The sequence below is a fragment of the Streptomyces sp. NPDC085937 genome (genome assembly GCF_044540535.1).
GTDB lineage: Bacteria > Actinomycetota > Actinomycetes > Streptomycetales > Streptomycetaceae > Streptomyces.
Window position 1 is genome coordinate 306,233 of the sequence record NZ_JBITSH010000004.1, and the last position, 14,479, is coordinate 320,711.

The window sequence follows — 14,479 nt, forward strand, 5'->3', positions numbered from 1 at the left end:
TCCCCCGCATGTAACCCGCGTAGATCTACGCTGAGGCGGTACGACCTGGCAATCGGAGGGAGCGCACATGGCTACGGGCAACCCCGAGGGGAAGCGGCAGCCGCCGGAGGAGAAGCGCCTGGGGCCGGTCCTCCGCCGGCGCGGTCAGGTGGAGTCCAGCACCACCGACCAGCGGCTGCTGGACGAGCGAGCGCCGAGCGACTGGGTGCACACAGACCCCTGGCGGGTGCTGCGCATCCAGTCGGAGTTCATCGAGGGCTTCGGCACCCTGGCCGAGCTTCCGCCCGCGATCAGCGTCTTCGGCTCCGCCCGCACCCCCGCGGACTCGCCCGAGTACGAGGCCGGGGTGCGGCTCGGCCGCGGCCTGGTCGAGGCGGGCTTCGCGGTGATCACCGGCGGCGGCCCGGGCGCCATGGAGGCGGCCAACAAGGGCGCCCTGGAGGCCGACGGCGTCTCGGTCGGCCTGGGCATCGAGCTGCCCTTCGAGCAGGGCCTGAACCGGTACGTCGACATCGGGCTGAACTTCCGGTACTTCTTCGTCCGGAAGATGATGTTCGTCAAGTACGCGCAGGGCTTCGTGGTCCTGCCCGGCGGCCTCGGCACCCTCGACGAGCTCTTCGAGGCCCTGACCCTGGTGCAGACCCAGAAGGTCACGCAGTTCCCCATCGTGCTGTTCGGCACGGAGTACTGGGGCGGCCTCGTCGACTGGCTGCGCAAGACGGTGATCGCCCAGGGCAAGGCGGCCGAGAAGGACCTGCTCCTGTTCCACGTCACGGACGACGTGGACGAGGCGGTCGCCCTGGTCTCCAAGGAAGCGGGCCGCTGAGGCCCCGGGACCCCTACGGGGCGGCCGGGGCCACGACCCCGCCGCCCCCGCAGCGGCCCGCCGGGCCGCCTACGCCAGTCCCCGCCGCGCCACGGCCGGCTCCCGGTCCCCGGCGATGGACGACACCATGTCCAGCACCTGCCGTGTCTCGGCGACCTCGTGCACCCGGTACACCTGGGCGCCCAGCCACGCCGACACCGCCGTCGTCGCGAGCGTCCCCACCACCCGCTCCTTCACCGGGCGGTCCAGCGTCTCGCCGACGAAGTCCTTGTTGGACAGCGACACCAGCACCGGCCACCCGGTGGCCACCATCTCACCCAGCCGCCGGGTCGCCTCCAGGCTGTGCCGGGTGTTCTTCCCGAAGTCGTGCCCCGGATCGATCATCACCGACTCCCGCGGCACCCCCAGGGACACCGCCCGTTCGGCCAGGCCCACGGTCACGTCGAGGATGTCCGCCATGATGTCGTCGTACGTCACCCGGTGCGGCCGGGTCCGCGGCTCCGCGCCGCCCGCGTGGGTGCACACCAGCCCCGCCCCGTACCGCGCGGCGACCTCCGCCAGACGCGGATCGACCCCGCCCCACGCGTCGTTCAGCACGTCCGCGCCGGCCTCGCAGACGGCCTCGCCGACCTCGTGCCGCCAGGTGTCCACGCTGATCACCACGTCCGGGAAACGGCGGCGCACCTCGGCGACGAAACCGACGGTCCGCCGCACCTCCTCCTCGGCCGTGACCTCCTCGCCCGGCCCGGCCTTCACCCCGCCGATGTCGATGATCGCGGCGCCCTCGGCCACCGCCTGCTCCACGCGCGCGAGCGCCGGCTCGTCGCGGAAGGTGGCGCCCTGGTCGTAGAAGGAGTCCGGGGTCCGGTTCACGATCGCCATGATCACCCGCTCGTGCGGTGCGAATTCCCGCCTGCCCAGCCTGAGCATCCCCTTGAGACCTCTCCTCGTCCTGCCGTGCGGGCCGCCTCCGTCCGCCCGGCGGTCCCGACTGTCAGACTCGCATGGCACGATCGGAGCCACACATCCGACTCCGACTCATCCGACCGTGGGGGCCCCGGCGATGGTTATGTTCCTGTTCCTGGTCGTCGCGCTGGCCGTCGTGGTGGCCGCGGTGACCCTGGCCGTGGTGGGCGGCGGCGACAGCGCCCCGCTGCCCGAGGCGGCACCGGAGCGCCTCCAGGACTCCCTGCCGCCGGACCGCCCGGTCAACCGCGCGGACATCGACAGCCTGCGCTTCCCGCTCGCCGCCCGCGGCTACCGCATGGCGGAGGTGGACGACGCCCTCGGCCGCCTCGGCGCGGAGCTCGCCGAGCGGGACGCCCGGATCGCCGACCTGGAGTCCGCGCTGGCGGGCGCCCGGGCCGCCGCGGCGCACGTCGCGATGGACAAGGCCGCCCCGCACCCGGAGGGCGATCAGCGGTGAGCGACGCCGCGAGCGAGGTGCCGGCCGGCCCGGACGGCCTTCCGCGCTGCCCCTGGGCGCTGTCCGCCCCGGACTACCTGGCGTACCACGACGAGGAGTGGGGCCGCCCGGTCCACGGCGACGACGCCCTCTTCGAGCGCCTCAGCCTGGAGGCCTTCCAGTCGGGGCTGTCGTGGATCACCATCCTGCGCCGCCGCCCCGGCTTCCGCGCGGCCTTCGCCGGGTTCCGGATCGCGGAGGTCGCCGAGTTCACCGACGCGGACCGGGAGCGGCTGCTGGCCGACACCGGCATCATCCGCAACCGCGCGAAGATCGACGCCACGCTGGGCAACGCGCGCGAGCTGGCGGGGTGGGCGCCGGGCGAGCTGGACGCCCTGATCTGGTCCCACGCCCCCGACCCGGCCGGCCGCCCGGTGCCGGACACCCTCGCCGACGTCCCGGCGGTGACCCCGGAGTCCACGGCCCTGTCCAAGGCCCTCAAGAAGCGCGGCCTGCGCTTCGTCGGCCCCACCACGGCATACGCCCTGATGCAGGCCTGCGGCCTGGTCAACGACCACCTGAAAACCTGCACAGCAAGAACCTGACCGACACGAGAAGCGCCCCTCAGGGGCGCGGGCAACCGCGCGAAAGCCCCCACGGACCCGCACCCGAAAAGCCGAGCCGCAGCCCCACCCCCTCAGGGGCGCGGGGAACCGCGCGAAAGCCCCCACGGACCCGCACCCGAGAACCGAGCCGCAGCCCTCACCCCCCCTCAGGGGCGCGGGGAACTGCGCGAAAGCCCCGACGGACCCGCACCCGAAAAGCCGAGCCGCAGCCCTCACCCCCCCCTCAGGGGCGCGGGGAACTGCGCGAAAGCCCCGACGGACCCGCACCCGAAATCCGAGCCGCAGCCCCCACCCCCTCAGGGGCGCGGGGAACTGCGCACCCAGCCACAGCGCACCCGCACCCGCCCCCGCGCCGCAGGCCCCCTCACCGCCCCAAATACTTCGGCTTCTCCTTGTTCACGAACGCCCGCACAGCAATCGCGTGATCCTCGGAGGACCCCGCCCGAGCCTGCAACTCGTCCTCTTTCTCCAGCAGTTCCTCCAGCGAGTGGCTCAGCCCGTACGCCACCGACTCCTTCAGCGCCGCGTAGGCCACCGTCGGCCCCTCGGCCAGCGCGCGGGCCGTCTTCTCGGCCTCCGCCCGCAGCTCCGCCGCCGGCACCAGCCGGTTGGCGATGCCCAGCTCGTACGCCTCCTGCGCGGAGACGCTGCGCGGGAAGAGCAGCAGATCGGTGGCGCGGCCGGGACCGACGACCCGTGGCAGCGTCCAGGAGATGCCCGAGTCGGCCGTGAGCGCGACCCCGGCGAAGGAGGTGTTGAACGCCGCCGTGTCCGCGACGATGCGGTAGTCCGCGGCCAGCGCGAACCCGAAACCGGCCCCCGCCGCGACCCCGTTGACCGCCGCCACCACCGGCTTAGGCGCCCCCGCGATCGCCTTGACGATCGGGTTGTAGTGCTCGCGCACCGTGGACATGGTCTGCCCCGAGCCGTTCTCCCGGTCGGCGGCCAGCAGCCCGATGTGCTCCTTGAGGTCCTGCCCGACGCAGAACGCCCGCTCCCCGGCGGCGGTCAGCAGCACGGCCCGTACGGCGTCGTCGTCCGCGGCGGACCGGACCGCGTCACGGAGGGCGACCTTCGCCGCGACGTTCAGCGCGTTCATCGCCTCGGGGCGGTTCAGCGTGATCGTCGCGAGTCCGTCGCTGACCTCGTAGAGCACGGTGTCGGCCATGTCGTATCCCTCCGTGTGCGGCTCGGGACGTACTGGTGAGTACATCCTCGTGTGGAGGACAGCATGACCCAGATCACCGGTCGGGGCGGACGGCCCGTGTGTGACCTGCGTCAAAGAAATGCCGCCCGTTTCCGGGCACCGAAAGTCCGGGCGGCGGCGAAGTATCGCAGCCACATCGCCGAATTGAGTGGTTTTGCTCGCGTGCGTTGCCCAAGCGATGCCTACTGATGTTGGTCATCGGGTCCTGCCATGCGGGATAATGGCTGGGAAGCAATGTGTTCGATGCCGGTGGCGTGTGTCCTGCTTCAGGGACCGCAGGTGCCCTTCAGGGCCGTCGGCTCAGACGGTTTAGCTGGGTTTCAGGAAGGGGAACGAGCATGGCGGCCATGAAGCCGCGGACGGGTGATGGCCCGCTCGAGGTGACCAAGGAGGGGCGGGGCATCGTCATGCGCGTTCCGCTCGAAGGCGGCGGTCGGCTCGTCGTCGAGCTGACCCCGGACGAGGCCGACGCGCTCGGCGACGCCCTCAAGAAGGTCGTCGGCTGACGCGCAAGCGACCATACCCCTTCAGCCGCCCCGGTGCCGCACGCGGTGCCGGGGCGGCTGTTTGCGCGCGCGGGGGAGCGCCGGCGTCCGCCGGTCACCGCTCCGGGAGTGGGAAGAGCACCGTTCCGCGGCCGCTCACCGCTTGACGGCGCACAGCAGACCGTCGCCCACCGGCAGCAGCGACGACACCAGCTCCTGGCTCTCGCGAACGGTCCGCACCAGCTCCCGCAGCCGCAGCACCTCCGAGGGCTGGGGGCCGGAGTCCATGGTGCGTCCGTTCGCGAAGACACCTTCGAAGGCGACCAGGCCTCCCGGACGCAGCAGACGCAACGATTCAGCGAGATAGTCCTGGTACTCCTGCCGGTCGCCGTCGCAGAAGACCAGGTCGTAGCCGGAGTCCGCGAGCCGGGGGAGGACGTCCAGCGCCGGGCCGGGGATGAAGCGGGCCCGGTTCCCGGCGAAGCCGGCCTCACGGAACGCCTGGCGGGCCGACTGCTGGTGCTCCGGCTCCTGGTCGACCGTGGTGAGCACCCCGTCCGGGCGCATGCCGTGCAGCAGATGGATCCCGGAGACGCCGCAGCCGGTGCCGATCTCCGCGACCGCCTTGGCGTCAACGCTGGCGGCGAGCAACCTGAGGGCCGCGCCCGTGCCGGGCGACACCGAGCGCAGGCCTGCCTCGCCGGCCCGGTCGCGCGCCCAGCGCAGCGTCTCGTCCTCGGCGACATAGGCGTCGGCGAACGCCCAGCTCGTCTGCCGGTTGGCGGTAATGACCCTCTCCTGTCCCCGTGGTTGCCTGGGCGTGACTGTATCCGTTGGCGTCGGGAACCCGCAGATGGGACCAGTCGTTCAAAGGGAGAAGAAAGAGAGCGTGCCGGGAAGGGGGGGCGGGGAATGGACGCGGACGCCGAGCAAGTGCAGACGCAGTCGTACGAGCCGTGGCAGCCCAGATCAAATTCTCGTAAAACCGCTTATCCGGAGCTAACGGGCGAGGTGGCTATGGTAGGGGCTCCACTGGACACCACCAGAGCCGACAGGGGAGGTGCGGCTGCGCCTGTGGATCGCGCAGGAGTGCTGCGGCGCTTCCTCGGATCGGCGGGCAGGCCGAAATCCGTGAACAACACCGCTGCTGACCATGACCGCGCCGGCGACCCGGCCCAGACCGCGACCTTCTCCGGCGACGCGGACGGGCAGGCGTGGACTCCGCCCACCTGGGAGGAGATCGTCAGCATGCACAGCGGCAGGGTGTACCGGCTCGCCTATCGCCTCACCGGCAACCAGCACGACGCGGAGGACCTCACCCAGGAGGTTTTCGTCCGCGTCTTCCGGTCCCTGTCGACGTACACGCCGGGCACCTTCGAGGGCTGGCTGCACCGCATCACCACCAACCTCTTCCTGGACATGGTGCGCCGCAAGCAGCGCATCCGCTTCGACGCGCTCGGTGACGACGCGGCCGAGCGGCTGGCCAGCAAGGAGCCGACGCCCCAGCAGGTTTTCAACGACGCGCACTTCGACGCCGACGTCCAGCAGGCCCTCGACACCCTCGCCCCCGAGTTCCGCGCCGCCGTCGTGCTGTGCGACATCGAGGGGCTGTCGTACGAGGAGATCGCGGCCACCCTGGGCGTGAAGCTCGGTACCGTGCGGTCCCGTATCCACCGCGGCCGTTCCCAGCTGCGCAAGGCCCTCGCGCACCGCTCGCCCAAGGCGCGTGCTGAGCGCCCCTCGTTCGTGCCGCGTGTCCCCGCACTGGGAGGAGGGGGCGCGAGCGCGTGAGCAGTTCACTGCCGAAGTCTTCCGAGGGACACCTCGCCGAGCATCACCTGGGAGACCGACTCTCCGCCCTGGTGGACGGAGAGCTCGGTCATGACGCGCGTGAGCGCGTGCTGGCGCATGTCGCCACCTGCGCCAAGTGCAAGGCGGAGGTGGACGAGCAGCGCCGCCTGAAGAACGTCTTCGCGGCCGCCGCCCCGCCGCCGCCCTCCGAGAGCCTCCTGGCCCGCCTGCAAGGGCTGCCGGCCGGGGGCGGGTTCGGCGACGGCGGTTCACCGCTGGGCGGCTCCCCGCTGCCGGGCGGTTCCTCCGGACGGTTCGGCTCGTCCTCCGGGGTCTTCGGTGCCCGGCGCGGCGAGCGCTTCGAGTTCGCCTACGCGCCGGTGCGGCGGCACCAGCCGGCCGCCGCCGCGGCAGCCGACGCTTCCGATTTCGCCGACCGGCACGCCACCGACCGGCCGTCCTCGCGCGGGATGCGGCTCGCCTTCGTCGCCGCCGGCGCGGTGTCGCTGGCCGCGATCGCCCTCGGCGGCGTCACCACCGTGACCCCCGCCGACGCGGAGGCCCGCGGCCAGGGCAAGGGCAGCAACGTCACCCCGATGCGCACCCAGGGTGCGGGCGCGGCGACGACGCCCGAGTCCCGGCGTCGGGGCGTCGGCCCCCTGCTGGGACAGGTGGCGGGCGGTCAGAGCGGCCTGGGGGCGGGTCCCGTCGTCCCCACCGGCGTCGCCGCGCCGTTGCTGCCCGGCATCCCCGCGCCCCCACAGGGCGGTGCCACGGCCATGTCCCCGCTGATACGGCCGCTGAACGCCACCCCGCCGCTCGGCCTGAGCGCCTGGGCCACGGCCGTCGGGCTCAAGACCCCCGGCCTGGTCACCGCCGCTCCGTCACCGGCCCCGGCCCCCACGCACAGCTCCGGGACGGTCCGCTGACCCGTCTCCTGCGCAGGGGCGCGCGAACCTGATTAGATTCCGGGTGGCGCGCCCGGGCCTGTGCGGACGGGCGCCGAGCCGGGCTCCACCGCGCGGGCGGACCGGAGCACGGTGCCACGATCCGTGCCGGTCCAGCCGTGGGGAGAGCATGAACGAGGGGAAGCCGGGCGCACCGGGGGAGGAGCCGACCGCGCGGTCCGAGGGACCCGACGGCGACTTCGAACTGGCCCGCCCGGACCGCGTGCAGCAGTCCGCCCACGCCGCTGCCGAAGGCGACTACGAACTGGACCGCCCCCGTCCCACCGAGGACACCCCCGGGACGGCGCGGGCAGCCGCCCCGGAGCAGCAGGTCGCCGCGTCGGACGGGGCCGTCTCCGACGCCCCCGCCGCACCACTCGACGGGACCGGCCCGACGCCCGCCGCAGACGCGGCCGCCACCACCCCCGGCGCCTCCGGGGACACGCCGGACGCCCCCGACCCGGCTGTGCACGGCGCGCCTGGTGCGGCCGACCTCCCGGCACACGGTGCGACCGCGGGCGCCGAAGCCTCCGCCGCCCCGAGGCCGGCATCCGGCGCCCCCACCCCCGCCGTGCCCGCGCCGGGCGGTGAGGCCACCGCTTCCGTCGCTGCGGGTCGCGCGCCTGCAGCGGCCGGCGGCCCGGCTCACGGTGCGACCGCGGGCGCCGGAGCCTCCGCCTCCGACGGGCAGCCCGCCGCGTCCGCCGCCCCGCATCCGGCGTCCGCCGCCCCGACCCCCGGCGTGCCTGCCCCGGGCGGTGAGCCCACCGCTTCCGTCGCTGCGGCCGCTTCCGACGCGCAGCGGGTGGCACCCGGCGCCGCAGAGCGCGTTTCCGCCGCCCCGCATCCGGCGTCCGATGCCCCCACCCCCGCCGTGCCCGCGCCGGGCGGTGAGGCCCGTCCGGCCGCCTCCGTCGAGGCGTCGACGCCCCTGCACGAGCCCGACCCCTACAGCACCCCGCCGTACGGCGAGCCGGGGCCCTGGGCGCCCGCGCCGCCGGTGCAGCACCCGGCGACCACCCCCGCGCACGGGATGGCCGTGATGGCGCCCCCCACGGCCCCGGAGGGGCCCCCGCACGGGCCCGCCGCAGGGCAGCACCGGGTCCCCGCCCAGCCCGACGCGCCCGCGACAGCTCCCGTCGCTCTCGAGACGGCACCGCCCGCGTCCGGGCCCTGGGCGCGCTACGACCCGTGGGCGGTCGCCGGGACCGCCGTGCCGCTGCAGCAGGCCGACCCCGCCGAGTGGCAGGCCGACCGGCGACGGCGCCGGCGCAGGCGCGCCGCGCTCGGCATCGCCCTGCTGATCGCGCTCGTGTCCGGCGTCGCCGGCGGTGTGGTGGGCGTGCAGCTGGAGCGCAACGGCGGTGTGGGCACCGTGGAGCTGCCCCAGGCCGGCGTGGAGTCCGCCGACCGGGACCCGGACAGCGTCGCCGGGATCGCCGCCCAGGCCCTGCCCAGCGTCGTCACCCTGCACGTCAGCGGCGGCGGGAGCGCGGGCACCGGCACCGGGTTCGTGCTGGACCAGCGGGGCCACATCCTCACCAACGACCACGTCGTCGGGCCCGCCGGGGACAACGGCGACATCACCGTCACGTTCAACAGCGGCGACACCGCCGAGGCGACCGTGGTCGGCCGGGACAGCGGCTACGACCTCGCCGTCGTCCGGGTGAAGGGCGTCCGCGGACTCAGCCCCCTGCCGCTCGGCAACTCGGACAACGTCCAGGTCGGCGACCCCGTCGTCGCCATCGGCGCCCCCTTCGACCTGGCCGGCACCGTCACCTCCGGCATCATCAGCGCCCGGGAACGGCCCATCACCGCGGGCGGGGAGAAGGGCGACGGCAGCGACGTGTCGTACGTCGACGCGCTGCAGACCGACGCGCCGATCAACCCCGGCAACTCCGGCGGCCCGCTGCTCGACACCAAGGGGCGGGTGATCGGCATCAACTCGGCCATCCGCTCGGCCGACGGCGGTCTCGTCCCGGACGGCGGCCAGTCCGGCTCCATAGGGCTCGGCTTCGCCATCCCGATCAACCAGGGCAAGCGGGTCGCCGAGGAGCTGATCAACACCGGGAAGGCCACGCACCCGGTGATCGGCATCACCCTCGACATGGAGTACAGCGGCGACGGCGCCCGCGTCGCCACCGAGGGCGGCGACGGCGGCCCCCCGGTCAGCACCGGCGGCCCCGGCGCCGACGCGGGCATCCGGCCCGGCGACGTCATCACCGAGGTCGACGGCAGGCCCGTGCACTCCGGCGAGGAACTGATCGTCAAGACCCGCGCCCACCGCCCCGGCGACCGCCTCGAGCTGACCCTGGAGCGCGGCGGCGAGGAACGGAAGGTGTCCCTGGTGCTCGGCTCCTCGGACGGCGGCTGACACCACCGGGGGCCCGCACGGTACCGGTCGTGCGGGAGGTCCGGGTACCGTGGACCCGGCCCGGACCACGGAAGACCACAGGCCGGCACCGAGGGCCGAGGACCGAAGGCATCGCGAGGAGCTTCAGGTGTTCAATGACATAGGACCGCTCGAGCTGGTGACGCTCATCGTCCTCGCCGTGCTCGTCTTCGGTCCGGACAAGCTCCCCAAGGTCATCCAGGACGTCACCCGCACGATCCGGAAGATCCGGGACTTCTCGGAGAGCGCCAAGCAGGACATCCGGCAGGAACTGGGCCCGGAGTTCAAGGACTTCGAGTTCGAGGACCTCAACCCCAAGACGTTCATCCGCAAGCAGCTGGACAACGACGACCTGGGGCTGAAGGAGATCCGCAACGGCTTCGACCTGAAGAAGGACATGGCCGAGGTCGCGGACGCCGTCCACGGCCGCGACTCCGAGCCCGCCACGCCGGCCGCCCCGGCGTCCTCCGGCGCGCGGGTGGACATGACGAAGAAGCCCGAGAAGCCGGCGGCCGACGACCGTCCGCCCTTCGACATGGACGCCACCTGAGCCGGTCCTCGCGGCGCGCGCCCGCGCGTACGTGACGCGTTTCATACTCCACCCGAGCTGCGCACGGCCCGTTCCGGGCGCCCGGACGCCCCACGCGCCGGGCGGTTTCCCTGCCTGTGGCGGCAGGGTGGTTATGCTGCCGAGTTGTTGTGCGGAACGGACGAGTACGCCCGAAGGGGGGCGGGCCGCCCGGTCCGACGAGAGCGAGGAGGCGTCCGGGCACATGGAGACGACGAGTTCGGCAGTCGCGCAGGCGCCGGCCACGGAGGACGGACAACCAGTCCCCTCCGCCCGGCGCACGGTCGACGGCTACCTGCGCGCGCCCTTCCCGTGGTACGGCCTGGACGAGGCCTTCACGGGACCGCGCTGGCTGATGCAGGTCGGCCTGTCGGCCGACGGGGCCGTGGAGCACGGATCGGTCGGGCACGGCGACGAGCCGTCCGTCCGCAGCGAGTTCGCGGCCGGAGGCGACCAGGAAGCCAAGGAGAGGTTCGCGGTCGTGGTGACCGTGGCGGCCAACCCGGTCCGCCGCAGCGCCGACGGCACCGGCCTGCTGGAGGCCACCTCGGTCTCCTCGGCCGCCTGGCTCGCCGGTGTGGGGCTGCTGTCCTTCACCTGGCCGGGCCAGATGGACCACTCCCTGCGCGACGACTGGCTGGAGCAGCAGACCGAGACCGCCTGGGTCCTCGCGGACGACCTGGAGGGCGAGGACTGGTCGACGCTGTCGCTGCCCGTGGACGGCGTACCGACGTCGTTCCACTACCGGGAGTCCGAGTACGGCTGGGTGCTGGCCGGCTCCACCCAGGCGGGCGTCCACGTCGGCGCGTACGGCCGGGGCATGAGCGCGTACGGCCTCGGCTTCGCCGTGGTCAAGGACATCGCCGCGTACGAGGGCTGACCGGGCGCGCGGCAGTACGCCGAAGGGCGCCGTCCACACGGACGGCGCCCTTCGGCGTACGCACGGGCCCCGGCGCGGCGGCCCTCAGAACTTGTTGCGCGGGGTGATCCCCAGGGACATGCCCGACAGACCGCGCTGCCGGCCGCCCAGCTTGCCGGCGATCGAGCGGAGCGCGGAACCCGCCGGGGAGTCCGGGTCGGACAGCACCACGGGCTTGCCCTCGTCGCCGCCCTCACGCAGCCGGACGTCGATCGGGATGGCGCCCAGCACCGGGACGCTGGCGCCGGTGGTGCGGGTCAGGCCCTCGGCGACGGTCTGGCCGCCGCCGGTGCCGAACACGTCGACCATCTCGCCGCAGTGCGGGCAGGGCAGCCCCGACATGTTCTCCACCACGCCGACGATCTTCTGGTGCGTCTGCACGGCGATGGAGCCCGCCCGCTCGGCCACCTCGGCCGCCGCCTGCTGGGGCGTGGTGACGACCAGGATCTCCGCGTTCGGCACCAGCTGCGCGACGGAGATCGCGATGTCACCGGTGCCGGGCGGCAGGTCGAGCAGCAGCACGTCCAAGTCGCCCCAGTACACGTCCGCCAGGAACTGCTGGAGCGCGCGGTGCAGCATCGGGCCGCGCCACACCACGGGCGCGTTGCCCGGGGTGAACATGCCGATGGAGATGACCTTCACGCCGTGCGCCGACGGCGGCATGATCATGTTCTCGACCTGGGTGGGACGCCCGTCGGCGCCCAGCATGCGCGGCACCGAGTGGCCGTAGATGTCGGCGTCCACGACACCGACCTTCAGCCCGTCGGCCGCCATCGCCGCCGCCAGGTTCACCGTCACCGAGGACTTGCCGACACCACCCTTGCCGGACGCCACCGCGTACACCCGGGTGAGGCTGCCCGGCTTGGCGAAGGGCACCTCGCGCTCGGTCTGGCCGCCGCGCAGGGCGTTCGCCAGCTCCTTGCGCTGCTCGTCGCTCATGACGTCCAGCGTCACGTCGACCCGGGTCACCCCCTCGACAGCGGAGACCGCGTCTGTCACGCGCTGCGTGATGGTGTCCCGCATGGGGCAGCCGGAGACCGTCAGGTACACGGCGACCGCGACCGCACCGTCCGCACCGATCTCCACCGATTTGACCATCCCGAGCTCGGTGATGGGCCGGTTGATCTCGGGGTCGTTCACCGTCGCCAGTGCCTCGCGCACCGCGTCTTCCGTAGCCATAGGGACGATGGTACGGCGCCGGGTACACCCGCCGGTAAGGACGTCAACGGTCGTCTGCGTCACGTCCCGGCGGCCGTTCCGCCCGCATCGCCGGGTATGACCCGTGCTGCTCCTTGTGGCCGTTCCGGTGGATCTCCAGCTCCTTGGCCAGGTCCTGCAGCTCCGAGCGGATCCAGTCCCGGGTGGCGACCTCGCCGAGCCCGATGCGCAGCGCGGCGATCTCACGCGTCAGGTACTCGGTGTCCGCGATCGACCGCTCGTTCTGTTTGCGGTCCTGCTCCAGGTTGACCCGGTCGCGGTCGTCCTGCCGGTTCTGCGCGAGCAGGATCAGCGGGGCCGCGTAGGAGGCCTGCAGCGACAGCATCAGGGTCAGGAAGATGAACGGGTACTCGTCGAAGCGCAGGTCCTTCGGTGCGGAGACGTTCCACAGCACCCACAGGATGATGACGACCGTCATCCAGACGATGAACCGCCCGGTGCCCAGGAAGCGCGCGATGCGCTCCGACAGCCGTCCGAAGGCCTCCGGGTCCCACTCGGGCAGGATCCGGCGCCGGGGAGGGCGCGGCTGGTCCAGCCGCGGCGCACGCGGCCGCCCGGCCGCCGTGGCCCCCACCGGCTGCCGCTCGCGCACACCCTCGCGCTCAGCCGCCATCGGGCACCACCCCCTCGTCCATGTGGAACTCGTGCTCCCGCCAGTCGTCCGGGAGCATGTGGTCCAGCACGTCGTCCACCGTCACGGCGCCCAGCAGCGAGCCGGCCTCGTCGACCACCGGCGCCGCCACCATGTCGTACGTGGCGAAGAATCCGGCGACCACGGGCAGCGTCGCCTCCGGCTCCAGCGGCTGCAGGTCGTCGTCCAGCATCGAGCCGACCAGTGTGTACGGGGGGTCGCGCAGCAGCCGCTGGAAGTGCACCGTGCCCAGGTACTTGCCCGTGGGCGTCTCCTCCGGCGGCCGGCAGACGTAGACCTGCGCCGCGTGCGCCGGGGACAGGTCCGGCTCGCGGATCCGGGCGAGGGCGTCCGCGACGGTCGCGTCCGGCCGCAGCACGATCGGCTCCGTGGTCATCAGACCGCCCGCGGTGTGCTCCTCGTACGACATCAGGCGCCGCATGTCGGCCGCGTCCGCGGGCTGCATCAGACTCAGCAGCCGCTCCTTGTCCGCCTCGGGCAGCTCGCCCAGCAGGTCGGCCGCGTCGTCGGGGTCCATCGCCTCCAGCACGTCGGCGGCCCGCTCCTCCTTCAGCTTGCCGAGGATCTCGATCTGGTCGTCCTCGGGCAGCTCCTCCAGCACGTCCGCGAGCCGCTCGTCGTCGAGGGCGGCGGCCACCTCGGCGCGCCGCTTGGGGGAGAGGTGGTGCAGCACGTTGGCGAGGTCGGCGGGGCGCAGCTGCTCGAAGGTGGCGAGCAGGTTCTCGGCGCCCTGCGCGTGCTCCTCCAGCGAGAAACCGGTGACGGCGGACCACTCCACGGTCAGCGCCTCGCCCTTGCCGCGCCGGAACGCGCCGCCCTTCCTGCCCTTGCGCACGAAGACCCGGTCGATCTCCCACTCCCGCCGGGCCTGCAGCTGATGCACCGACAGGTCGAGGACGGTGACCTCCTCGCCGCTGTCGACCAGCGTGACCCGCCGGTCGAGGAGCTCACCGAAGACCAGGCGTTCGGTGGGCCGCTGCTCGAAGCGCCGCACGTTGAGCACGCCGGTGGTGATGATCTGGCCGGCCTGCACGGCGGTCACCCGGGTCATGGGCAGGAAGATGCGGCGCCGGGTGGGGAGTTCGACCACCAGGCCGAGCAGCCGGGGCGGGCGCCGGCCCGGACGGAGGATGACCACCAGGTCGCGCACGCGCCCCACCTGGTCGCCCGCCGGGTCGAAGACGGCGACACCGGAGACGTGCGAGACGAAGAACCGGGGTGCGCCCGCTGCCATGCCGGCGGCTCCTTTGCGTGCGTGCGGAGTGCTTCCTTGCCGTGTACTGCCTGGTGCGTCCGTTATCCGGATTGCCCGCTCGGGTGGGCTTCAGGCTAGCCCGTCCCGATCGGTGCTGCTCCTGTGGCCGGTCCGGACGGACTGGCTCCGTCCGGCCTCCCCGGCCCCGGTACCCTGCGGTACGCCGTTCAGGTCCCCCGTCAGAGAGG

At 73.3% G+C, this 14,479-nt stretch carries 16 protein-coding genes; 10 read left to right on the top strand and 6 right to left on the bottom strand.

Translation table 11 applies throughout. The annotated features are described in order from the left end of the window. Nucleotides 1-67 precede the first annotated feature (67 nt). The gene (locus ACIF8S_RS11500; protein ID WP_349798208.1) at nucleotides 68-826 is read left to right on the top strand and encodes a TIGR00730 family Rossman fold protein; all 759 of its coding nucleotides are present in this window, start codon (nucleotides 68-70) and stop codon (nucleotides 824-826) included. A gap of 69 nt (nucleotides 827-895) precedes the next feature. Here ACIF8S_RS11500 and folP read toward each other — a convergent pair whose 3' ends face one another. After that, a complete protein-coding gene (folP, locus tag ACIF8S_RS11505) occupies nucleotides 896-1,756 on the bottom strand; it encodes a dihydropteroate synthase (RefSeq protein WP_024884330.1) in 861 nt (286 codons plus the stop codon). Nucleotides 1,757-1,889: 133 nt separating this feature from the next. Here folP and ACIF8S_RS11510 point away from each other — a divergent pair, with 133 nt between their 5' ends. Further along, the gene (locus ACIF8S_RS11510) at nucleotides 1,890-2,252 is read left to right on the top strand and encodes a DivIVA domain-containing protein (RefSeq protein ID WP_024884331.1); all 363 of its coding nucleotides are present in this window, start codon (nucleotides 1,890-1,892) and stop codon (nucleotides 2,250-2,252) included. After that, complete coding sequence (locus ACIF8S_RS11515) at nucleotides 2,249-2,836, top strand: DNA-3-methyladenine glycosylase I (RefSeq protein ID WP_399998807.1); 588 nt, start codon at nucleotides 2,249-2,251, stop codon at nucleotides 2,834-2,836. Before ACIF8S_RS11510 ends, ACIF8S_RS11515 begins: the two co-directional genes overlap by 4 nt. A gap of 385 nt (nucleotides 2,837-3,221) precedes the next feature. On the opposite strand, the gene ACIF8S_RS11520 is transcribed toward ACIF8S_RS11515, so the two are convergent. Beyond that, nucleotides 3,222-4,025 carry an enoyl-CoA hydratase-related protein gene (locus tag ACIF8S_RS11520; protein ID WP_349798213.1) on the bottom strand — a complete coding sequence of 268 codons (804 nt, stop codon included), beginning with the start codon at nucleotides 4,023-4,025 and terminating at the stop codon, nucleotides 3,222-3,224. A gap of 63 nt (nucleotides 4,026-4,088) precedes the next feature. On the opposite strand from ACIF8S_RS11520, the gene ACIF8S_RS11525 reads away from it, so the two are divergent. Further along, nucleotides 4,089-4,253 carry a hypothetical protein gene (locus ACIF8S_RS11525; protein WP_158686710.1) on the top strand — a complete coding sequence of 55 codons (165 nt, stop codon included), beginning with the start codon at nucleotides 4,089-4,091 and terminating at the stop codon, nucleotides 4,251-4,253. A 149-nt stretch (nucleotides 4,254-4,402) separates the two neighbouring features. Continuing rightward, a complete protein-coding gene (locus ACIF8S_RS11530; RefSeq protein ID WP_003966491.1) occupies nucleotides 4,403-4,570 on the top strand; it encodes a DUF3117 domain-containing protein in 168 nt (55 codons plus the stop codon). Between the two features lie 135 nt (nucleotides 4,571-4,705). On the opposite strand, the gene ACIF8S_RS11535 is transcribed toward ACIF8S_RS11530, so the two are convergent. Next, a complete protein-coding gene (locus ACIF8S_RS11535) occupies nucleotides 4,706-5,404 on the bottom strand; it encodes an O-methyltransferase (protein ID WP_349798465.1) in 699 nt (232 codons plus the stop codon). 276 nt (nucleotides 5,405-5,680) lie between these two features. Here ACIF8S_RS11535 and sigE point away from each other — a divergent pair, with 276 nt between their 5' ends. The 5 genes from sigE (at nucleotide 5,681) to ACIF8S_RS11560 (ending at nucleotide 11,127) form a co-directional block, all read left to right on the top strand. Further along, entirely contained in the window at nucleotides 5,681-6,340 is a 660-nt protein-coding gene (gene sigE, locus ACIF8S_RS11540; RefSeq protein WP_024884335.1) for an RNA polymerase sigma factor SigE, read from the top strand. After that, on the top strand, nucleotides 6,337-7,269 hold the full coding sequence (locus ACIF8S_RS11545; protein ID WP_399998809.1) for an anti-sigma factor family protein: 933 nt from the start codon (nucleotides 6,337-6,339) through the stop codon (nucleotides 7,267-7,269). Before sigE ends, ACIF8S_RS11545 begins: the two co-directional genes overlap by 4 nt. An 823-nt stretch (nucleotides 7,270-8,092) precedes the next feature. After that, nucleotides 8,093-9,661, top strand: coding sequence for a trypsin-like peptidase domain-containing protein (locus ACIF8S_RS11550; RefSeq protein WP_399999024.1), 1,569 nt, complete (start codon nucleotides 8,093-8,095; stop codon nucleotides 9,659-9,661). 127 nt (nucleotides 9,662-9,788) lie between these two features. Beyond that, a complete protein-coding gene (locus ACIF8S_RS11555) occupies nucleotides 9,789-10,229 on the top strand; it encodes a sec-independent translocase (RefSeq protein ID WP_399998811.1) in 441 nt (146 codons plus the stop codon). Nucleotides 10,230-10,452: 223 nt separating this feature from the next. Beyond that, nucleotides 10,453-11,127, top strand: a complete 675-nt coding sequence (locus ACIF8S_RS11560) for a hypothetical protein (RefSeq protein WP_399998813.1) — start codon at nucleotides 10,453-10,455, stop codon at nucleotides 11,125-11,127. A gap of 84 nt (nucleotides 11,128-11,211) precedes the next feature. Here ACIF8S_RS11560 and ACIF8S_RS11565 read toward each other — a convergent pair whose 3' ends face one another. The 3 genes from ACIF8S_RS11565 to ACIF8S_RS11575 are packed head-to-tail and all read right to left on the bottom strand — an operon-like array spanning nucleotide 11,212 to nucleotide 14,270. Beyond that, nucleotides 11,212-12,345: an Mrp/NBP35 family ATP-binding protein gene (locus tag ACIF8S_RS11565; protein WP_399998814.1), complete on the bottom strand. Its 1,134-nt coding sequence runs from the start codon at nucleotides 12,343-12,345 to the stop codon at nucleotides 11,212-11,214. 43 nt (nucleotides 12,346-12,388) lie between these two features. Then, complete coding sequence (locus ACIF8S_RS11570; RefSeq protein ID WP_399998815.1) at nucleotides 12,389-12,997, bottom strand: DUF1003 domain-containing protein; 609 nt, start codon at nucleotides 12,995-12,997, stop codon at nucleotides 12,389-12,391. Beyond that, nucleotides 12,987-14,270: a magnesium transporter MgtE N-terminal domain-containing protein gene (locus ACIF8S_RS11575; RefSeq protein WP_349798227.1), complete on the bottom strand. Its 1,284-nt coding sequence runs from the start codon at nucleotides 14,268-14,270 to the stop codon at nucleotides 12,987-12,989. Before ACIF8S_RS11575 ends, ACIF8S_RS11570 begins: the two co-directional genes overlap by 11 nt. Nucleotides 14,271-14,479 lie beyond the last annotated feature (209 nt).